The sequence below is a fragment of the Ruegeria sp. AM1 genome (assembly GCF_056540745.1).
In genome coordinates, this window is the sequence record NZ_JBQFXH010000020.1 from 1 (window position 1) to 21,606 (window position 21,606).

The 21,606-nt window shown below is 52.1% G+C and carries 17 protein-coding genes and 1 pseudogene; 10 read left to right on the forward strand and 8 right to left on the reverse strand.

Annotated features, from left to right (window positions below; translation table 11 throughout):
* Window positions 1-1,090 precede the first annotated feature (1,090 nt).
* The 3 genes and pseudogenes from ACR0I7_RS19320 to ACR0I7_RS19330 form a co-directional block, all read left to right on the forward strand.
* Window positions 1,091-3,103, forward strand: coding sequence for a hypothetical protein (locus tag ACR0I7_RS19320; RefSeq protein ID WP_480513898.1), 2,013 nt, complete (start codon window positions 1,091-1,093; stop codon window positions 3,101-3,103).
* Window positions 3,103-4,242: a hypothetical protein gene (locus tag ACR0I7_RS19325; RefSeq protein ID WP_480513900.1), complete on the forward strand. Its 1,140-nt coding sequence runs from the start codon at window positions 3,103-3,105 to the stop codon at window positions 4,240-4,242. The genes ACR0I7_RS19320 and ACR0I7_RS19325 overlap by 1 nt, the downstream gene beginning before the upstream one ends.
* Before the next feature lie 1,080 nt (window positions 4,243-5,322).
* Window positions 5,323-5,460 (forward strand): annotated as a pseudogene (locus tag ACR0I7_RS19330) (IS5/IS1182 family transposase); the annotation flags it as partial.
* Here ACR0I7_RS19330 and ACR0I7_RS19335 read toward each other — a convergent pair.
* Genes ACR0I7_RS19335 through ACR0I7_RS19345 form a run of 3 tightly spaced genes read right to left on the reverse strand, consistent with a single transcriptional unit; the run spans window position 5,457 to window position 8,847 of the window.
* Window positions 5,457-6,917, reverse strand: a complete 1,461-nt coding sequence (locus ACR0I7_RS19335; protein ID WP_480513902.1) for an ABC transporter transmembrane domain-containing protein — start codon at window positions 6,915-6,917, stop codon at window positions 5,457-5,459. The pseudogene ACR0I7_RS19330 and the gene ACR0I7_RS19335 sit on opposite strands and share 4 nt — an antisense overlap.
* 38 nt (window positions 6,918-6,955) lie before the next feature.
* Window positions 6,956-8,002, reverse strand: coding sequence for a DUF1611 domain-containing protein (locus tag ACR0I7_RS19340; RefSeq protein ID WP_480513904.1), 1,047 nt, complete (start codon window positions 8,000-8,002; stop codon window positions 6,956-6,958).
* Between the two features lie 26 nt (window positions 8,003-8,028).
* Window positions 8,029-8,847 (reverse strand): alpha/beta fold hydrolase, encoded by an 819-nt coding sequence (locus tag ACR0I7_RS19345; RefSeq protein WP_480513906.1) that lies wholly within the window; start codon window positions 8,845-8,847, stop codon window positions 8,029-8,031.
* Here ACR0I7_RS19345 and ACR0I7_RS19350 point away from each other — a divergent pair.
* Complete coding sequence (locus ACR0I7_RS19350) at window positions 8,834-9,562, forward strand: RNA polymerase sigma factor (protein ID WP_480513908.1); 729 nt, start codon at window positions 8,834-8,836, stop codon at window positions 9,560-9,562. The two genes, ACR0I7_RS19345 and ACR0I7_RS19350, sit on opposite strands and share 14 nt — an antisense overlap.
* Entirely contained in the window at window positions 9,559-10,302 is a 744-nt protein-coding gene (locus ACR0I7_RS19355) for an anti-sigma factor family protein (RefSeq protein WP_480513910.1), read from the forward strand. The genes ACR0I7_RS19350 and ACR0I7_RS19355 overlap by 4 nt, the downstream gene beginning before the upstream one ends.
* A gap of 9 nt (window positions 10,303-10,311) precedes the next feature.
* Here ACR0I7_RS19355 and ACR0I7_RS19360 read toward each other — a convergent pair whose 3' ends face one another.
* The gene (locus ACR0I7_RS19360; protein ID WP_480513912.1) at window positions 10,312-11,847 is read right to left on the reverse strand and encodes a S8 family serine peptidase; all 1,536 of its coding nucleotides are present in this window, start codon (window positions 11,845-11,847) and stop codon (window positions 10,312-10,314) included.
* A gap of 129 nt (window positions 11,848-11,976) precedes the next feature.
* Complete coding sequence (locus tag ACR0I7_RS19365) at window positions 11,977-12,870, reverse strand: LysR family transcriptional regulator (RefSeq protein ID WP_480513913.1); 894 nt, start codon at window positions 12,868-12,870, stop codon at window positions 11,977-11,979.
* A gap of 80 nt (window positions 12,871-12,950) precedes the next feature.
* Between ACR0I7_RS19365 and ACR0I7_RS19370 the strand changes: the two genes are divergently transcribed.
* From ACR0I7_RS19370 to ACR0I7_RS19390, 5 genes are all read left to right on the forward strand, one after another.
* Window positions 12,951-13,706: a TSUP family transporter gene (locus tag ACR0I7_RS19370; RefSeq protein WP_480513915.1), complete on the forward strand. Its 756-nt coding sequence runs from the start codon at window positions 12,951-12,953 to the stop codon at window positions 13,704-13,706.
* 3 nt (window positions 13,707-13,709) lie between these two features.
* Window positions 13,710-14,735, forward strand: a complete 1,026-nt coding sequence (locus ACR0I7_RS19375; protein ID WP_480513917.1) for a D-cysteine desulfhydrase family protein — start codon at window positions 13,710-13,712, stop codon at window positions 14,733-14,735.
* A 68-nt stretch (window positions 14,736-14,803) separates the two neighbouring features.
* A complete protein-coding gene (locus ACR0I7_RS19380) occupies window positions 14,804-15,760 on the forward strand; it encodes a TAXI family TRAP transporter solute-binding subunit (RefSeq protein ID WP_480513919.1) in 957 nt (318 codons plus the stop codon).
* A gap of 119 nt (window positions 15,761-15,879) precedes the next feature.
* Entirely contained in the window at window positions 15,880-16,209 is a 330-nt protein-coding gene (locus tag ACR0I7_RS19385; RefSeq protein ID WP_480513920.1) for a hypothetical protein, read from the forward strand.
* A 243-nt stretch (window positions 16,210-16,452) separates the two neighbouring features.
* Window positions 16,453-17,319, forward strand: a complete 867-nt coding sequence (locus ACR0I7_RS19390) for an alpha/beta fold hydrolase (RefSeq protein ID WP_480513922.1) — start codon at window positions 16,453-16,455, stop codon at window positions 17,317-17,319.
* Between the two features lie 303 nt (window positions 17,320-17,622).
* Here the strand turns inward: ACR0I7_RS19390 and ACR0I7_RS19395 are convergent, their stop codons facing one another.
* The 3 genes from ACR0I7_RS19395 to ACR0I7_RS19405 form a co-directional block, all read right to left on the reverse strand.
* Window positions 17,623-18,135 (reverse strand): cold-shock protein, encoded by a 513-nt coding sequence (locus tag ACR0I7_RS19395; protein WP_480513923.1) that lies wholly within the window; start codon window positions 18,133-18,135, stop codon window positions 17,623-17,625.
* Between the two features lie 239 nt (window positions 18,136-18,374).
* The gene (locus tag ACR0I7_RS19400) at window positions 18,375-19,301 is read right to left on the reverse strand and encodes a type IV pili methyl-accepting chemotaxis transducer N-terminal domain-containing protein (protein WP_480513925.1); all 927 of its coding nucleotides are present in this window, start codon (window positions 19,299-19,301) and stop codon (window positions 18,375-18,377) included.
* Window positions 19,302-19,376: 75 nt separating this feature from the next.
* Complete coding sequence (locus tag ACR0I7_RS19405; RefSeq protein ID WP_480513927.1) at window positions 19,377-20,972, reverse strand: substrate-binding domain-containing protein; 1,596 nt, start codon at window positions 20,970-20,972, stop codon at window positions 19,377-19,379.
* Between the last annotated feature and the right edge of the window lie 634 nt (window positions 20,973-21,606).

The window sequence follows — 21,606 nt, forward strand, 5'->3', positions numbered from 1 at the left end:
CTTGATCATTCCAATGATCTGTTCGTCGCTAAATCTGCGTTTCATAGTCCATCCTTTGCTTGGACGGATTACTAACACCTCAATGGCCTGATTTCAGGGGGCTGGGTCAGTATCCACCGAGAACCATTTCGAAACTTCAGTGATTTTCTTTGGCGTAGATATACCGAATGGTGTATCGTCCATCGGTTATCCAACGATGTATGAAGCGGAACCTTGCCAGCAAACGCCCGAATACAAAGAGCCACATTGGCGAGCGACTTTGTTTCGGCACCGACCGTTCAATGCCGATGGCAATTGGCGGAACTCGCGAGCCTCTACACCATTACTAAGAATTTTTTGAAGACCCGGACCTGGAGGCCATTGCCCAATTCTCTTTTCGCGACAACGCCAGACTGTTCATAGGGCTTGGCACCGAATTGCCTGTGGTGGTGAACCTGGTTGTTGTATCACTCAGCTGCTCCAAATCAGTTCGAAAAATACGAACCGACTTGGTAACTCGTCCATCACTAAAGTATGGACGCCTCACCAAAACTACGGCCAGAAAAGTGACACAACCCGACCCGGTCAGCAGGAGCAGAGAGTAGCTTGATTTACGCTAAAACCTTTCCAAGCATTGGGGTAGCTCGGATGCTGACATAATCCATCCTCCCAAACGGGATAAATCACAGTTTAAGGTTCAAAGGATTCTCATTTGATTCAGATTTTACACCAGACGCTTTAAGTGTATATGGGAAATCAGAATATTCTCTAAAAATATCTCTTTCAAAGCTACACGTTGCGAAAGCAGCGAAACTATTCGATAAAGCCTTGGCATCTATGAAATTGACTGAAGCTAGGTTCAGCTCTATAATAATATGCATTGCAAGTCTTATTTACTTATCGCTTTGATTCGCGCCCAAAGTCACAAAATGATTGTGACACAATACAAATATCTTCGTCAGGATGCGAGGTTTTCGTCAGAATTATCGAGGTTTTCTTATGCGACTTTTATTGCTTTCTATTGTCCTTACATTGGCCATCCCAGTTGTTGCAGTGCCCCAGGTTTGCCCACCTGGCGAATGTCGTTAGACGGCAAAGTGAGATTGGTTAGATGGAAAATATGCCGGATTGGCTTGGCCTGCTTATTGGCGCTTTGGTCGTTGTGTTGTTTTCGTTTGAGAGATTCAATCGGGCCAACTATGAAGAAAGATACAATCTCGACGAATTGATGCGGCTGCTTGCCCCCGATCAGCTACGGGCGAGAACCGTCGTAATGCGCGCGTATGTCGGATATACAGCATTGATATTGGTTGTTTATCTGCTCGTCTGCGGCTTTTCCAACGTCTTCGCGATCCTAGGTTTGGATGGGTTGGCTACTGCCCCTGTAGGAGCTGGCGCCAGTTCCGTCGGAAGCGATGCTGAAGGTGCGATCGAGCAGAGAAGCTTGGGTATTGGTCCTGGTGTGTCGTTGACGGTTGCGTTGGTCATGGTTGGCCTTGCACCTTCGATTCCGGTCTTAAAGCGCTTGGAAGAGTATGCACGATATTGGGCGCACAGATTGGCGGGAATACCAACTCATGTCCTAAACATTCGGGACACACTTCAGCGCCGAGAAATTTCGCTACCACAAAATCACGATTATAAGGCCGATGGGCTTCTGATAGAGGCGGTCGACTGGAAGCGCATGTCTTGCTGCTCAAGGATACTGGCCAGCATCGGTATGGAAGTGCGTAACTTCGAGCGCGATATTCTTGTCATCTTCGCCTCCTCCAGTTGGATTCTCGACAATCAGTTAAAGCTATACCAAACCTCGGACAGGCAAAGATTCCTCCAACTTGAAGAGAAACTTCGCCTACAAAAGAAAGAGTTTGTAGAAGATTTGGATGATTTGACTGCCTTGTATCGCACCGGGGACGATGGCTTCGAAACCAATCTCCAGGATACGGCAGATGATCCAGGCGACATGTATGAAGATTTTAGCCTGTATGACGATCGCACAACCAAGTGGGAGAAGCTTTTGGCAAGGGCGGATGAGCTCTCTAAAGGCTTTTGCATGCTCATCGCATTGTACGTTGAGCGGGGTATCATTCAGCCTTTGCCCGACGAAGTTCTGCAGCGTGGCGAACACACCAAAGCCCATTGGGCAAATCAATATGCCAAAGCAACCGAATTGCTGACAGAATTCACGACGAACACTCTTGATGAGTCCAAAACACGAAGCGCAATGACGCGAGAAACCGCTTCCCTCTTCACTTGGGTTTCTGCATCAATACTTCTTGTGACATTCCTTTGGAGTTTGACTGCTGGCCGGTTCTCTTACGAACTTCGCTATTCGAAGATTGTCGACGACTGGTACGAACCAGTTTGGTTTCAATTCATCGAAGCCGTGTTCAGTTTCTGCCTCCCGCTAGCGATAGCATTGACGGTATATACTTTTATCAAAAACCGTGATCATTGGAAAAAAACTCAGACTGCACGACTTACTGAAATAGTTGCCCAGTACTTTGTCGTCGTAGCTGCTGCATGGTTTGTGACGTTAATCTTTGTTCTTGGCGTTTTCATTTGGTTGACCGCTTTGAACTATGGCTGGGACATAGCGATTAAAAACGTTGGCTACGTTCTTGAGTATGAGGCTATCGCAAAACTCAGAGGTGTGGCGTTGGCAATTCTGGTCATATTTTTGTTAGACATGGTGAGTGACATAGATCTTATTCGTGAGCCTAGCTCTGAAGCGCCAGCTGTGAAACCAAGTGGCGACTTTGCTCAAAAACGAGACGTTGAGCTAGGTTCTGACGATGAAGTAGGGCAACAAGAACTGCACAACCCGCCCAAAGATCCAGCGCAGGAAAGAAAATCGCTTACTTCTGTCCCACGCTGGATTCTTCTGAGCGCGTTAGTAATTGGTATCATCGGATTTTGTGGTCGCTATGCAAAATCTGTTATTTCTGTTCGGCAAAGTAACAGAATTGCATTGGACGCAATCGACGGTGGGTTGATATTTTATTCAACATTGTATTCGGCGCTTGTCGGATTGATTGCCATATACGCTTTTATACTGGTTATTCGAGATCGGGAAAAGGCGCCGCACAATAGTAGTCAACCAAGTGGAGCGGAGGTAGTTTGATGAGATCTTTATTTGCGTCTTTTCTGGTGATATGCGCGCTGCCCGTTACCTGCTTGGCACAGGAAGTTGAAGCACTGGACAAAGACGAAGTTCTTGTTGGAGTGCGCGTCGACGCGAAACCATTCGTCTGGTGGGATGAGAACACCAAAGGCTATAACGGATTTGTTTATGACTTATGCCTCAAGACGGTGACGCGAGCTGGATATTTGCCCGTCGAAATACCTGTGGACTCTCAGAAGCGCGCTGATTTTTTCGAATCCGGAGCTGGAGATTATGATCTCTTATGTGATCCGACGACACTAACACTTCAACGCGCTTTGAGTTTCACCAATCCCGAGAAAAGGCAAGAAAATGCCCTGAATAATTTTCAGTTTTCTCCAATCTATTATTTGGCGAACGGCGGGCATGTGGAACTGACACCAAAAGGGAACATCGAGGGTAAGGGAGCGTTCTCAATAAAAACCGAAAAGTTCAAAGAGGATGGCTGTGACAAGATTGTGCACGATATTTGGAACCCTCCCACCTCACAAACCCCTGGCATCTCAGAAAAAGGAGCCGATATTTCAGACGACGATGAAGACTTTTTGAATAGGTTGAGAGGGCTCATTCAGCTCAGGTACCGGAGACCAGATGAACAGCTAGAATCTTCCAACGCGAATGTTGCTGTGTGGGGATATGTCGACGGAACATCGATCGAGAAGCGGGTCAAATCGGACGAAAGTCAACCGTTGAAAGATAGAACCGAGATCTGCGTGATAAAATTTAAGACCCATCAAGAAGCTGCTGCACGGTTCTGCGAGGGTTTTCTTGCTCGCTACTATGGGGATTTGGATATTATTCGCGCAACAATCGCTGATTACGCTGCGCCAAATTCGCCGTGCAGCTACTCGGAGCCATCCGAGCAGGAACGGACCTATGAACCATACGCCTTTGTATTATCGTCTGCACGCCAAGAGGAGTTTCCGAGGAGGTTTGTTGCTGCCCTCTATGGACTTTTTCATGATGGCAGTGTTCGGATCGCACATAGTGCAAGCTTTCCAGGCGTGGAAATAACTAGCTACCTCAATACACTCTACCAGATAAACGATGTTCCATCAGGTGAGCACGAAGAAGCGGTTCTGAAAACTGGCCGCGATTGATCACAGAGCCTGTACTCGCGTCTTCTACTCACTAAAGCGTCCGGCATAAAACCTGAATCAGAAAGGGGTTCCGTTGAACTTTGAACTGTGATTCATCTTGTTACGTCACTCAGGTGCTGGTTACTGAATCGGCTACCGGGAGTTGTGCATTATGGCGCATTGCGACGCCGGGGAAGCAGGAACCATCCACCCCATCCGCAATACGGGCTGCAACCACAGCATTCTGAGTTTATGGTCAAGGTCCGCTTCGGGCCGCCCGTGAAGGCGGCCCAACCGCACTATATTTTATTGGCTTCGGCGGTGGCCGACGCATCCTCGAGTTCAATGCCTAGCCCAGCTGCTCTGGGCCTCACCCATCGACAGCTCCAAAGTCGACTTCTTCAACACTATCTCCGCTCAACTGCCGTTGATCAGGTCGCGGCAGGCTGCAAGCCAAAAGGAAGGCCTCGGATGACCAGCGTGAGCCCAAAGTGCACGTTGTTTTTTTGACCGTAGGCTGACAGGAATGGCACTATAGAAGAACACCATCCTTGGCTTTCAAAACCGAAAACCACCTGTTCGGGAAAAATATTGGCGTTCGCTCGCTGTGTCGTTCATATGCACTATCAAACAGATAATCATCACATCAAAGGACCCGCGAAGACCTTTGACAATAAGTGTGCAGGTGATCTTAAAAAGCTGCTCATGTACTGAATTTATTAGCATTTACTCGTTTCATAGACGACATCAATAGACGAAGTGTATTCATTTGCGATCCGTCCGATTTTGAAGTTCAATCCAGAAGTAAAGGCGCATGCGGCCTAGAACCAGAGCGGGTATCGGAGGCCAACAAATAGTTGGCTGAAGGTAGTTTTTGCTCAAGTGATGAAGTTAAGTATTTGGCACAGAACCTTCGCTGACTACGACTTAGATGCCAGTAGCTTTGTCCGCTCTTGATCCGTAGTCCGCCTACAAATGTTGCTTACGCAGCGAATGGCCGGTCTGGTAAGCTGCACCGCGGCGGCGACTAGGAAGGCGAGTATTTCCTTTGGGCCGAGCGGATTGGCGTAGTTTGTTCGTTGTACCGCCTACCAATCTCGTAAACGATGCTGCAACAAGCTCAAGAAGGCTCGACGTGTAACCATATGATACGACAAAACGACGGAGAGCTTTATGGACTTTGTCGACATCACATCGATCCATTTCTGGCTCCATCATTTGTCAACATGGCCTAGCTAGTGATCAGTGTTTTCATTTGAAGTTGTGAGCTTTGTAGCCAATTGCCACGATGAGTGCGACTTGAATGAGCTGGTCGGTGCGCAGCGCGCGAGAATTAGTCCGGGTTGTTGAAGACTGAGGCGAAGGCAAGAAACAGAGATTCTCTGATCAACAGTCAAGTTGGTTCCGCGTTCTGTCAGCTTGAAATCCAAACCACCTATCTCTCGAACAACCTCACGCAGGGCGATACTCTCGGCTACTTGGAGGATTTGCTCGTCCGATGGTCGTTGCTTTAGTCCTAAAGTCAAGGCTCGGCGCAGGCTGCCTTTTAAGATGAGTGGTCTGCCAGTTAGTACGCCAACGGATCGGCGTAAGCTTCCGGGTGTCAGTTCCGGCACGGCTTTTCCGTCTAACTTGAGCGTCAAGTTATTGAGCACTGCGTTTCCAAGCAACGCGAGTTCAATCTTGTCCATCAGTGCTTTAGAGATGGCTGCTTCTTGCCCTGGACATAGCTTCAACTCTGAGCCGCATTCTGTCCTGATTTCCACCGAAAGCGATTTACTGAGCAGCCGGGTCTCCGAACTGCGTGCTGCGGCCAGCGGCCGCTTTAGTGCGCGGGACAGATTAGCATAGGCCGCACTGTATTTTGCATAATGATCGCTTGATGTCATTGCGTTTCGCAATGGTCGGATCATTAGCCCTAGGGCGGCTAAAGCAGCTGCAATTGTACCGGTAGACAAATCATTGATCCCACCAACCAACATGATCAGGCCTGCGCCGGTTGCGGCTGAAAACTCAGGTATCGCTTTCCTGATTTCACTGAAACCCCGGCGGTTACAGGCTGCCTGTTCAACCTGCTCAGCCCGGCGGCCCAGCGACTTCATCTCGATGCTCCGTCTTCCGAGTGCCGAAAGCCTTGGCGCAATCGGTAGACGTTCGGTGACATCTGCCGCCAGCTGCGCCCGCAATTTTCGCAGTTGGCTGTGTATTTTCAGAAGTTTAGGGTGTGTGAACATGGCCCAAAGCGCCGAAGGACAGACCACACAGATCGCCACCCAGACAAATCGCGGGTCAAGATATATCAACACAGCCGTTGCAGTTGGCAACATAACGGCTGCCTGAACAAGTCGGGGCAAACCAAGGCCTGGCCAGTCCTTCAGTGCCGACAGATCACCAGTAAAGCGTAAGACGTGATAGCCCATGCGCCTTTGGTCCAGATCGCGTTGATCGCTGCGACTTGCATGATCGAACAACTTCAATCGTACATCCTTGGCATAGTTCTGACCTAGACGCTCCGCGAATACTCTGAAGACCACCTGCATTAGCGCGCCGCACGACCCGGCGCCCACAATTATTGCAATTGAAAAAACAGGCAGGCTCGCTCCGGCATGCATAGAGACAAAGACAGTACGCGTTGCAAAGGCCACTGCAGCAAGAGCGGCAGCCTGCGTAAGAGTTGCGCACAGAATCCAAACCAACAGGCGACATCTTGGCCCCTCAAAAGGTCCCGGTGGGGTCATGCTGCTTGCCGGGCTCGCTCGATCCCCGCGCACGCCGCCAACGTGTTTGCATAGGCAGGATCGAGAAGCTGACCGCGTGTCAAAACCGGAACGCCTGTCGCGCTCTGGGCCTCTTCCGCCGCCATGGGTGAGCATGACAGCATTCCAGTCAGTGCGATGGGACGAATACCGTTCTGGCCCAGCTCGGTTACCCCCCCTGCGGCTGCGACGGCATCGGCACAAGCAAAAAGGTATTTCGAAAACCGGCTGCGAACAGACGCGTCCGCTAACAGAGCTGCCGTTTCCCTCTGGAAAACACCATCCGCCAGTTCCATCACTGCAATATCGCAGCCAAGAGATTCCGCCTCGCCCAAGAGCGTATCGATGCCTGCAATGATGCGCGGTAAAGGTTCCAGATAGGTGGTGACCATGCCTGCATCAGTAAAGTCGGCTACAAAGGATGCTCCGGCATCGACGAAGGAGTTGTAGTCTCCAAATGCGCCGGTTCCTGTGCCTTTCAATACTGCCACTTGCCACCCGGCCTTGGTCAGACCGTGGGCCAAGGCCGTTGTTGCGGTTGTTTTGCCTGAGTTCATCGCGGTGCCAACCACACAGATAACCGGGATGCGCGCCCGCCTTGCGCGTTCCGGTAGAGCAAAATCGCTGGTGTTTAGAACAACTCCTTCCTTTGATCTTATGCGCCCTAGCGGCTGAATTCTTGTCGGGGGTTTTATGCGTTCATTGCGATGCACCATGCGTCCAAGACATCCACCTCCAGCGAGCATATCGCTGCCTTTTTCGTCAATCTCGGCCAACCCCTCAAACTGATCGGGCGCATATCGCGCGCCGCAGGGCAGTACAACAAGATCGCCCGGATACAGTGTTGCAGGCCGTCCCTCCCTCAGTTGGATACGTCGGTGATTGCCAATTGATGTTACGCGCCCAAGGATCAGGTCCCCTGGTTTCGATTGCGGGAAATCCCGACACAATCCGTGCCCCAGGCTTTGATCAATTCGCCTGGTAGCAAAACACCATTTGGCGTCTCTAAACTGATGATTTTCCATTGTTAATCTCCTGCTGCTCAAAGATCTTATGCTTCGCATACAAGCTTCGCTAAACCTGCCTCGGCGCAGTCAGAGAAACTGTGCGCACAACTGGGGAGTTCAGTCAGCGACAGGTCGGGTACGATGCCCCGCGCTTCTGCAGCGGCACGAAATGTCCTGCAATAATGTCGTGCTCGTGCCAGCCGATGACGACCTTGTACATCGTCGACCTCCGGTCCTTTTCGAAGGGCATCATCCCGATAGTGGTCCTCGGCGCCCACGTAGACCCGAAGCTTCAGTTCGAGGTAGCTCCTCAACTGGTTATGGGCCAGTGCAGGGAAATTCATCTTCAGAGGCCGCTGCGCCGGAGCCAGACCCATAGGGAATGGTTGAGTAAAATCTGGAAGACAATACCAACCGGCCGCAGCGATATGCAGGCTGGCCACCCGTTGCGGATAGAGCATTGCAAATCGGTGCGCAAGTTGAGCGCCCCCGGAATAGCCAAACAGCTGGATTTTAGTAGTTCTTACGATCCCCATTTGTTCAATGAGAGCGAGCATTGCTAGAAGCGAACGATCCGGCCGGTAGCTGCCAATGCGCTGGAAATGTTGCCAGTGCTCTTTTGAGAACCGGGGCGTGATCAGAACCTGCCCCTTGGCCTCACACAAGCCTGAGAAAGCTTTGGCAATCCCAGCGGCATTTCGCGAAATTCCATGCAGTGCCAACAAAGGAGGAGTGTCAGGCGCAGGCAGACTCGGAATATGAACATCTGCGGACAATGTCCGCTGACCGACACTGACCAAAAGTCTGGTGATCTTTGTTTGTCCTTTGACAGGGATAACATCCATCGCGGTGTCCAGCATCATTTCAGCTCCTGATTGTTTGCTGTCTTGCTGGGACAACGCGGCAGGTTGTGATCTATTCCAGCTTTTTGAAAGATTTGCTCAGGGGTTGGCCAATTTACGCTGCAACGGACATCAAAAGATGTGTGTCTTCATTTTTTCGTCGATCCTGTGGAATAGTTCGCTGTGCCATTCGTTGTCATTGAACATTGGGCGAAACAGGAGAGACGGCATGACGGACCGGTTCCGTAAAGATCTGGTGGCGCTGGTGCCGAAACTTCGCCGGTTTGCACTGTCTCTAGCCGGCAATCAGCCGGACGCCGATGATTTGGTGCAGTCGGCCTGTGTAAAAGCGTTAAAAAACGTGGCCCAGTTTCGCGAAGGTACGCGTATGGACAGTTGGATGTATCGGATTATTCAGACCATCTGGATCGATGGTCGCCGGCGAGCCAAGACAAGAGGTTCTGCGGTTGACCACGAGGTTGTGGGTCTGAGCGACGAAGGTCGCTCAGCGCGCCTGCCAGAGGATCGGATGATGCTCGAAACGGCGCGAAACGCCATGCAGGCGTTGCCCGAAAAACAGCGTATTGTGCTATCCCTCGTCGCGGTTGAAGGACTTAGCTACAAAGAAGTCGCAGATGTTCTTAAGGTGCCTGTTGGCACGGTCATGAGCCGTTTGTCACGGGCCCGAGACGCTCTGCTACCGCAGTTAGGGATGACGAAAGGGCCAAAGCAATGAGCGTCAAATCTAAGATGGACCCCTCCCGCCTTTCTGCTTTTGCTGACGGAGAACTCTCTCCCGAAGAGGCCGCCGATATTGTCATGCACCTGGCCGATCATCCTGAAGATCAGGCGTATGTCGACAACCTTATGGCGGCAAATGAAGCCCTGCTGAAAGCGTTCAGCAATCCTTTGGATGAGCCCGTACCCCAAGCCATCAAACAGGTCATTCTGGACGACGCGCGCACGGCGAAGATCATACCCTTTCGTAAGCGCCCCGCCATTTGGATAAGCGCGGCTGTGGCAGCAACGCTGGCGCTTGCTGTATTCACTGGCTCCGATCTGTTTAATCCGGTCGCTGCGCCAAAATTGACTTTGGGGCCAATCGACAATGACTCGAGCCTGGCAGCGGTGCTGAACCGCCTTCCGTCTGGCGTTCCAGAGCCATCAGGGACGGACCAGGAGATTATGATCCTCGCCACATTGCCTATTTCAGACGGTTATTGCCGGGAATTTGAACTTATTAACCATGCCAAGCAACGCATCGACCTCGGCATAGCTTGCACCACATCCGACAGTTGGGTGGTGGAAGTTACTATGTCAGAGCCGTTGTCTGCATCTGGGACCGAGGATGGATTTGTGACTGCAAGTGGTGCGGAAATGCAAGGTTTGTTGCCATTTCTGGATCGGCTGGGGGCAGGTGACGCCCTCGCCTCGGCCGAAGAGGCTGATCTGATCACAAACGGCTGGACGCCCTAGGGTTTTATATTAGCACAACTCTGCAGCATTCAGCAGCCCATGGCCAAACACCTCGTCGACCCCAGGCGCACCCAGGTCTAGCGCTGAATTTCTCAAACGCTCTCGAACCTGATCCGGGGTTAGCGTTCCATCCTGTGAAAGCAGGAGCGCGACCGCCGCAGTAACAAAAGGAACCGCAAAAGATGTTCCTGACTTCAGGCGGGCGCCGCGAATGGATGTCGCAGACAGCATATTGACACCCGGCGCGGTTAAGTCGATATGCGGCCCGCGCTGTGCTTTTCGGTAAATGCGTGCCCGTGCGTCCACTGCTGTCACGGCTATCACATTGTCAAATGCTGCGGGATATCGCGGCTCGCCCGACGGGCCTTCATTCCCCGCCGCCGCAACCACGACGATCCCCTCATCCTGCACCATTTGGTTAATGATGTCTTCCAACAGGCTGTTTCTGGGGCCGGTCAGAGACAGGTTAATTACACGTACACCACGAGTATTCAACACGTCCAATCCGCGCAACAACGAAATCAGGTCGGCGCGTTCATCCGAGTCTTTGCGCGAAAATGCATCCACTGCAATGACTTCTGCTCCATGAATCAGCCCGGGAACCCGGCTGTTCTGATTGCCAATCATAAGGGATGCAATCGCCGTGCCGTGGATCGCTTTCGAAGGCTCAAGGCTTTGGTCTGCGAGTTGAAGCAACTCCAGCCGTGCTCCCTTTATGATTTCGTGCTCCGCATTTATCCCTGTATCGATCATCCCCACAGGAACCCGCACCTGACAGGCCGTCTCTGCATAATCCATACTTGGCCACTTGATCATTTCCCACGCGGGGCAGTTTTCATGCAAACACGGATCCGATGAGACCACTCGTGTTTCGCTCTGTTCAAAGCGGTAATAGTGATTGAAGTCTGCTGTGCCGCCGGAAGGTAGAGAGCGAACGCGATCTCGTGCAGCTTCCAGACCCAAACTGTCAGGTGTAGTCAGGCGGGTCAAAATTCTATCAGAGGCTTCAAGGGTTTCTGTCGCCGTGATCGCAAACCCTTCGGAAAGAAGTTGTTCCAGGTCCTCGGTCGAGGCATCTGCGACAATTAACTCGAATTCAGCGTGCGTCGGGCGTACAACGGGCGCTGGTGTCGGCACCGTCTGTGGTGGCTGAGGTGCACGTGGTCGGTTTGTCAATCGCCTGATAAAGCGGCCGAGCGGATCTTCTGAGGACAGACTCTGACCATTTCGTTCCTCATCACCACTTCGATCATTCCTGTCATCGTCTGAATCATCATCTCTATCGTCATCATCGTCATTGTCATTGTCATTGTCATCGTCTGCCCAAGCAGCGGAAACGAGCGGAACCTGCAATACAATTGGGAAAACCAGTTGAAGAGACAGTAGAAGGCTGAACATCAGGCTGGTTCTTAAAAGCTGAGTTACTACTTTTGGCATTTGGAAATCCGGTTCAGATTGACGTGATCCTATGCAACAACGGCTCTCGCCAGAGTTTATTCCATAGATACATGTTACAATCGCACCATTGTCGGAAATCAGCGTCATCCGTCCGCATCCAAGTCATTGAAAAGGCAATTGAACAAACACCGGGCACCAGTATCAGCTATGCGGGATACAGTCGCTACATCCTGAAAGCCGGCTCAAGGTCTGCTTTGGGCTAATACATTCTTGATACTAATAAGCATTACCCGGATGCTCTTTCAGCTCATTTGCAAGTCTTTGTAAACCAGGGATGTCATTTGATGCGGAAAAGTTGATCAGTCGGACTGGCCAGTTGAGATCTGAAGTCAAAGGCACAGTAGTTACATTATCATTCTGCAACGTACCCAAAATGTCTTTGTCGACAATTGCACGCCCTGCGCCCTGAGCAACCATACTTACCAAAGCGGATTGCGTCTGGACTTCGGCTCTGACCTGAAACGAAACCTCGCAATTGTCGAACATGGTCTCGACTTCACGGCGGAACGGGCTTCGAGATGTCAGCATGATTTGAGGAGCCTCAGCGAGTTTAGCGGCCGAGACTCTGCGCGCTCCGGCCAGCGGATCATCACGGGGAACAATTGCCACGGGTTGCAGGTCGGCTAGCCGAGTGCAGGCCAGATTTGTGTCGCCGGGGTCAGACGATACAATTGCACAATCCACCCGTCCTTCGCGCAAGGCGGCCATACCGGACTTCTCGTCCAGAACATCAACATCCACCCTCAGGGCCGGGAGTTTTGCCATAAGATTGCCGGCCGCAACTGCAACGCGGGTGTCGGCCACCGCGGGGACCGTTGCCACACGCAAATGTCCTCCGGTACCTGAGGCGATCTGGATTGCAGCCTCCCGAATACGTTCTAAACCCTGATAGTGCTTTTGAACCGCTTGCTGCAGACTGTGCGCTGCGGAAGTTGGTTCGAACTTGCGTCCCGACCGATCGAACAGGGGCACGCCCATTTCCGCCTCAAGCTCGGCGACGACGCGGCTTATGGCGGGCTGAGAGATGTGCAGAGCGTCTGCAGCCTTTCGCGTGGACCTGTGCCGATAGGCCATCTGGAAAAGCTCAATCTGGCGAGCTGTTATACGCATATCCTTTGATAACATTTCGGCATCAACAAATACAATAAGATGATTTTTTATTAAGATCGGCTGGCACTACCGTTAGCTGCATGAACTGCGAAACAATGGATCGAACCGTGCCCGCTGACCTGCTGATCTTGTTACTTGCCATTGTGACAGGTGCTGCAATTCAGGTCGGCGTCGGAATAGGTTTCAGCATCGTCGCAGCACCTGTGATGATGGTATTTCTGGGGACAGCCACCGCTGTTCCGGTATTGCTCATGTTGAACACGCTTGTTTCGCTTGTTGCGTCGGACAGGCGGGTGTGGGTGGCGAACAGGGCATCGATCCAGAATGCAGTTATTGGATGCTTTGCGGGCATAGCTCTGGGTCTTTCGATTTACCCCTATCTTTCGGAACGAATGGTGTTGGCGCTGACGGGCGTTCTTTTGCTTGTCGGCGTGGCCACCTCTTTGTTGCCGCAGGAAAACAGGGTTGGCCGACGGGGTTTTCAGGCCATTTCAGGCCTGTCTGGCCTTGCCACGGTATGGGCAGCGACCCCCGGCCCTTTGATGATTCTGGGTTTTTTGGCGTCGGGTAGAACCCCGTACGAAGCGCGTCGGTTGGTACAGCCTGTGGCGCTGCTCGCGTATGGTGCCGCCTTTGCGTTGCATTGCCTGTCGGACTGGGCAACCTTTGCTAGCGCTCCATGGCTTTGGCCTTTTGCCACGGCAACAATTGCGGGCAGTCTGCTAGGCCGCGTGATCGGCCCTTTGCTACCACAGCAGGCTATTGCGCACGCCATTCGGTTGATCTCAATCCTCGCCTGCGCGGCCTTGTTTCAACGTGCCTATCTGGTTGGATGACAAATGATAGCTGAAGAGATGAATATCGACCTGAAATTATCGGAGTTTCCGCGCGCACGTTTGATGACCGAAGTTACACCGATCGAAAGGTTGGACCGTCTGTCAGACCACCTTGGTATTGACCTCTGGCTTAAGCGCGACGACCTGACCGGTCTTAGCTTTGGCGGCAACAAGACCCGCCAGCTGGAGTTTTATTTTGGGGAAGCGCTGCAACAGCGGGCCGATACTGTTCTGATAACCGGCGCTGTGCAGTCGAACTTCGTGCGTACGGCCGCTGCCGCCGCCGCCCGTCTGGGAATGAAATCCATTCTGCAGCTGGAAGAGCGCGTACCGGGGATGGGACATCAATATTACAGCTCAGGCAATGTCCTGCTGGCCAAAATTCTGGGCGCTGAGCACATGCGTTATCCGGTAGGTGATGATGAAGTCGGTGCGGACAATGCCTTGCATGAAAGAGCGGCTCAGCTGGTTGCAGCGGGCCATCGGCCCTATGTCATCCATCTTGGTATCGACCACCCGCCTCTGGGGGCATTGGGCTATGTTCAAGGTGGCGCAGAACTGAGCACGCAAATCAGCGATTTTGATGCCGCAGTCGTGCCTTCGGGCAGCGGCTCGACGCACGGCGGTTTTCTGACCGGGTTGCGCCTGTCAGGACAATCCGCGCCTGTTTACGGAATCTGTGTGCGTCGCAATCATAATCAGCAACGCGCACGCATGCAAAAAGTCCTGGGTAAATTGGCGGCCTTGATGGATTTCGACCCTGCGATCGTTATGAACGGCATCAAAGTCTCGGATGGCGCGCTCGCACCCGGATATGGGCAGGTCGGGGAAAGAACACGTAACGCCTTGACCCTGATGGCTCGTACCGAAGGCATCTTTTTGGATCCGGTATACTCAGCAAAGACATTTGCGGGGCTGTTGAAGCTGTTGGAAGAGGGTGTGATCTGCAAGGGCCAAAAGATCGTCATGCTGCATACCGGAGGGCTTCCAGCACTGTTTGGATATCAGCAAGTGATTGAATCGATCTGAAGAAGCGTGGTGCGCGGACGCCGCATCTATCAACAAACGATTATAATAATAGAGAAAGGGATGAAACGATGAGAAAGAACCTGATCCTTGCTTCAGCTATGGCGCTGGTAGGCGTTTCGGCGCAGGCAGAAGAGTTTGTCACGATCGGCACAGGCGGTGTGACTGGTGTTTACTATCCCACTGGCGGATCAATCTGCCGCCTGATGAACAAGAACCGCAAGGAGACCGGTGTGCGCTGCACGGTCGAATCCACAGGCGGGTCAGTTTATAACATCAACACCATCCGCGAAGGTGAGCTGGAATTCGGCGTTGCCCAGTCCGACTGGCAGTTCCATGCTTTGAATGGAACTTCAAAATTCGAAGAAGCCGGACCTTTCGAAGACCTGCGCGCAGTGTTTTCCGTCCACGCCGAACCGTTCAACGTGATGGTTCGCGCAGACTCGGGGATTGAACATTTTGATGACTTGGCGGGCAAGCGGGTTAACATCGGCAATCCCGGTTCAGGCCAGCGTGGCACCATGGAAGTCCTAATGGATGCCAAGGGCTGGACCAAAGACACGTTCGCCCTTGCGACCGAGTTAAAGTCGGCGGAGCAATCCAGTGCACTGTGCGACAACCAAATCGATGCGTTCATTATCACGGCTGGCCATCCCTCGGGAAACCTGACAGAGGCTGCCACCACATGCAACGCCAAGCTGGTGCCGGTGACTGGCGACGCCGTAACGGGTTTGATCGATAACAATGCCTATTACCGCTCGGCCACAATACCCGGCGGCATGTATCGCGGCACCGATAACGACGTCGAGACCTTTGGGGTCGGTGCGACGCTTGTCACATCGGCCAGCGTATCTGATGCAGCGGTCTATGCGTTAGTATCGGCCATCTTCGAGAATTTCGATGACTTTCGTACATTCCACCCGGCTTTCGCCAATTTGACTAAAGAGGAGATGGTAACCGCAGGTCTTTCAGCGCCAATCCATCCGGGCGCGCTGAAGTACTATCAGGAGAAAGGACTGCTGGAATAGCCGATGACACTAAGGCGGGCGCAGCTGCGATACATCTGGTGATCGCAACGCACTCACACCACCACGCACGTCCAATCGTGCGCCCCCAACTAGTTTATAGATCGAACGGAAAGACCCACATGATGAAGACACTAATCTCCGCAGCACTAGCCTTGGCGGCCTTGACCGTTCACTCGCCAGCTCAGGCGGAAGATCTGGAATTCCTGCTCTATAACGACAGCAGTGAGGACCTAGTAGAATTCAACATCTCCCCCGCATCATCCGACGATTGGGAAGGTAATCTTTTGGCAGGTGGGTACCTCGCCCCCGGATATGAAATTGGCGTAGATATCGCAGACGGCCTGACGACCTGTCTCTATGATATCCGTGGTGTCTTTGCAGATGGGTCCGAAGCCGAAGACTATGCGCTGAACCTGTGTGATCTGGGTGAATATACATTCACCGATTAGGTATAGATGCACACGCACCGACGAAAACTTCGAGCAGTTGGAGCTTTCCACAAGCACCTGATCGGCTGGTCGCCGATCAGGCTGTCCAGTCCGAATTGAACCCAAACGATCATCAGCGTTTCAAGATGCGAACTAAGTCTATGCCGCCTAACTGGTTAGAATGGGCTCGGGCCTTTGAGTTAAACCCTTACGAGCTTTCCAATAAGCCAACGGTTCAAGACTACGTGGTTTTAGGAGAATAACTTGACTGAAAACATTACTCTCAGAGATGGTAGAACGCTCACATTCAGCACCTACGGCGATCCTAATGGAATGCCTGTGATTTTTAACCATGGGTTTTCCGACTCTCACGTGATCCGTCAACCCGACGACACTCTGACCGCTTCGCTCGGCGTGCGGTGGATTGCAGCGGATCAGCCTGGTGTCGGAGGATCGAGTCCGAAAAAAGACCGGAGAATGGTCGACTGGGGCATGGATATGGAGGACCTCGCAGACCATCTGGGCCTCGATACCTTTAATGTAGCAGGCCATTCCGGAGGTGGCCCCCACGCTTTGGCGGTGGCATTTCACATGCCCGAGCGTGTGAGCAAAATTGCCCTCGCTTCTCCTGTAGCGCCATTCGATGAGCCCAACGTTACCAAAATGCTGGTGCTGAAGGACCTGAAGACCATTGCGAAATTGCACCATCTGACCCTGCTGATCCGCTGGGCAGAGCGCATTGGTGCTAAAAGTGCTTTGAAAGACATTCCTTCATATGTGGAGTCTGTCGTTGACCAAATGCCCAACGAAGCCAAAACCATACTCCGCAATCCAGAGCAGAAAGCCCTATTCGAAGAGAACTTTCGCCTTGGTTATCAGCAACGCGAGGAAGGGGTTTTCGAAATGACGATGGCTCTTTGGGACTGGGGATTTTCGCCAAGGGAAATCCAACAACCAGTGAAGATGTTTTATGGGACTGCGGACGACATCATCTCACCTGAGATGCCTCGACACCTGTGCTCTGAGCTTACCAACTGCTCTGCGCACGAGTGGGCGGGCGCAGGGCACTATGGGTTTGTGGATCGAGAACGTTGGGCAGAATTTGTCGGCGCTGTTGCCAATCTGTCGTAGCAGATCAAAGGTGGCGAACAGGGAAAGCAACCACTGATGAAGCCGAGGCGAAGGTCCCGCTATTTGCGAGCTTAGAACGCGCTTCGCCCCGAATTTTGCAGCCGCGGCGAATGACGGCTTTGCCGGGCTGCGCTGTAGCGATAAGCGTTCTTGATCAACGGCAGCTATGGGCCGCTTGCGCTAAATTTCGCCTCCGTATTGGCGTACCGCCAATATAGGGCAGGTTTGTTAATCATCTACAGACCCGAAGCAGGGGGCCGGGTCAATGGGCAGTCCTCCTCGCGGATGACGTTTTCCGCTGGTTCACAACCAGGGCCTTACTGACACAACAACTCGGCGGTCAGCGTTGTTGTGAACGATGACTCCCAACGCCTCGCCAGCTGTGACAGGACCAAGGCCCGCTTTTTCAAGCGTCTTAGAATGCAAGAAGCAATCCCGGTCATCGCCAAACACATTTACAAACCCGAAATTTTTGTCGTTTGAGAACCATTTGACCTTTGCTGGCTCTGATCGGCGCATATCGCTGATATCAAAAACACTTTCTTGGTTGATAAGGTCAGTTTCGCTTTGCTGCGTATGCACCGCGATTATCTTAACGATCTGAAGGCCTTTGGCTGTGGTGCAGGTTGTGGCTGTGATTTCGCAACCCGAAGCTATGGAGTTTTGGCCGAAATCCAGCAGAGCACTTTGATGTAGCAATGCTTCGGATCCGGTTTCGTCGCACACGACAAAGCCATAGCCGTTCTCTGCTGAGTACCACTTAACTCTACCAAAAATATACCCGTACTGAGAGGTCAGATTTGCCGAACCATCCATACCATTTGTTCCTTGTACCGTCTCATTCATTCTCAACGCATATTTGCTGTAGGTTTTGGGGCGGCTACGCGGCTGCTTGACCCGTGACTACCCTTGCGGAGAATGAGCAGGATCCATATCCCTGCGGCGGCTGCGATTTCAATTTAAGCGTCGCCGCGCCCTGTTGGTTTCTGAGCTGTTTTTTAGAAGTGCGCGACCGGATAACCAGCCGCACACCTCATGAACTTATGCAGTTGCGGCTATAGACCCTGCTTTGACTCCTCGGCATACATACCCACCAAAGTGTTCATTTTGCCGGTCAAAGCATTCATCGAATTGAAAATCTCGCCGCGCTGAACATCTGAAACCTCCTCGCCGGATGAAACGGCGGTCAGGATGGGTTGGACGTTATTCCAGATCCCAATAATCTCATCTAGTCCAGACACGATTTCGGGGTTCTTTGTGGCTTTGATGCCGGCATCAGGCATGCCGAACCGCAGAGCGTTTACTGACGCATCATACATTTGGCGCGCGCCGTCCAGTTCCGACAAAGCAGTTTCACGTTCAAGTTTCGATGTCGCGAGACATACATTCTTGGAAATCCGCTGTGCCAGCATCCGTTGTCGGCCCGCGATATCGATGACCATCGCATCAGCTTGCAGCAATTCGGTCGGGTTTGAGTATTCGTTAGAAATCTCGCTCACCAGTTTCTTGGCGATCTTCAACATCTGATGACTGACGGTTGCGATATGCACAATTTCTTCATCTGTCCCGCCGTTGTCAATGATGTCCTCGATCTCAGGATAGAGCGGGTCCCAGACACCTTGCAGGACGCTCAGACCTTTTAGAATGCGCCGGTCGGTCTCGGCACCCTTGATGTTCAGGGTTTCATCGCCGTGTTCCAGTGCGCTTGTGATTTTGTCAAACTCGGTGGTCGCGGCTGCAAGTTGGGCTTTAGCGGCCTCTGTTTCAATCCCGGCATGGGCATAGCACGCGGCCGAAGGGATACGTTGGCTCAACATACGCAGCTTGCCGGAAAAGTTGATGCGTTCACCCGCGCCAACATCTTCAACAAAACCGGCGTCCACCAGTTCAGGTGGCAATTCGGCTGCGGTCTCCGCCGCCTGGACCTGGGCAACTGCCAGCGCGCTGATAGCGGTGGCGTATAGAATATTGTTCAGGAACATCTTTGGTCTCCTGGTGCAAAATGGGGATGTTGGAAGGGCAGACACCAACAAAGGTGTCATGCCCTGAATGATGAATTAAGTGTTGCTGGGTTTGATCCAGACCTCGACCCGGCGGTTGATCGCCCGGCCGTCTTCATCACTGTTGCAGTTTGCTGGCGCGATTTCGCCATAGCCATCCGAGGCAAATTCGATGCCCGAGATGCGGCTGCCGGCATAGTCGACAATGGTTTGCTGCACCTGCGCTGCACGATTACGGGACAGGTTCCGGTTGGATGCAAACGCGCCCACGTTATCTGTGAACCCAACCAGCAGGATCTCGGTGCCCTCAGCCTGTTGTTCCAGGAATGAAACCAGGCGTTCCAGGTCAACCCGGCCGCGTTCGTCCAACTGAGACGAGCCGGTGCGGAAACGGAAGGTGGTGGACAGCCGGTTATAGTCGACCATTTTGCCCAGCATCTCTCTCATCACACCCGCTTCGAAATCGTCCGCATCGGGCGCCAGCAATGCACGGGCACGCTGCCCATTCAAAGGCTGCTCAATCTGCTCAACCCCGAGGTTGATGAAGCCGGATTTGGCAATCACACCGTCGGCATCAGCAGACATGGAGTATTCGACGAAATCCTGCGCCAACTCAGGCAGTTGCTCATCTGATGTATACAGATAAAGGCGGCGTTGCAGCGCATATTCTTCGGTTTTGGCCGAAAACGCGTCGGGCGTCATGTGCATTCCGCAGTGGTTCACAAGCGTCATTGGTTGTGCCCCACGCTGGAAAGCGTAACCGACATAGCCGATCGCACCGAGATCTTCGTTGATCAATGCGGCCATCTGGTTGTTGTCGTCCGCAATAACCGCGTCATCGCGCATTGTTGCCGGGTTGCCAAGAAAGACAGCGTTCTCAAACACAGATCTTGTACCGGATCCGTCTTGGCGCGAAACCATGGTGATCGGGACGTCATCGCCGCCAAGTTCGGACCAATTGGTGATGCGGCCCGAATAGACGTCGCGAAGCTGTTCCATACTCAGTGTATCGATCGGGTTATCCGGGTGCGTAATGACCACAAGACTATCAACCGCAACCACGTGTTCCTGATCGGGGCTTACCATGTTGCCGAAGCCGGCTTTTTTCAGTTCGCGCGCTTCTTTGGGTTTGATGCGGCGCGATGCCATGCCGATATGTGTCGACCCGTCCAGCAGTTTCTTGAATGCGTCGCCCGAAGATGTCGAGCTCACCATATAAGTGCCAAGCTCATCCCCAAAACCTGCGTCGCCGATAAAGTTTGCGATGACTTCGCCTTCGGTCGCGGTGTTGGTTAATTCGGCGTCAGCATCCAGATAAGACGCATAGCCCGCTGTCAGCAGAGGCATGAGACCAAGGCCAACGGTATCGGAACCGGCGATGACTACATCAGCAGACCCGCCTCCAACCTCTGGGCATGCTGCGCCTTCGCAACGAACCCGAGACGCAGAGATACGCAGATCGCCTAGACCGGTTTTCACAACATAGTTGTTGTCCTCGAAGGCGATGAAATCACCTACAATGTTTACTGTTCCATCAGCGGATTTTAGTGTGACCTGCTGACTTGCAATTGCGCCAGTCGGCGCAGTCAACGCGCCTATAACTGCCAATGTACATACCGCGCTGGTCTGTTTCAGTTTCCATTTATTGATCATCTCTGCCTTCCTCATTAACATTCTGCGCCAGGACAGACAGTCGAAGAGCACCTATACCTTTTATGCGTGTCCGACCGCCAATTCAGGCGCCATTCAGATCAAGTAACGTTGAGAGGATTCGATCTGGTGTAGTCAATTTTGTGACAATCCAGAGATGTGAAAGTGATTTGGCATTTTTTTCGGCATGTATTTAAATACAAAAATACAACCTATAATTTAATTAAAAGAAATGAATATATAAGTAAAATCAATATGTTAGATATCATTTTGCGTAAAAACATACATTTAACATATACAATAAAGTCAACATAACGACAATAGAACGACTTCACTGTGTAATATCAAAACGGCAAGATCAGCATCGTTTCTTTGCCCGCCAAGCTCAACCTCTATTAAGTTTCATATTGATATAAAAGTTGCAGGATATCATGATTGCGAGACGATACTACGCATAGCGCGAAACAAATGACAATATTCCACCGCGCAGTTTCTCAACGAAAATTCAGTAGCAGCATAATCCCCAAACGACCAGAAATCACGCCCCAAAAAACATCTCGAGAAACGCCTCCGAAATTCTTCATTCTTTACCATCGATCTAATTCGGACGCCAAAAACGAATAAAGGGCCCGCAAAC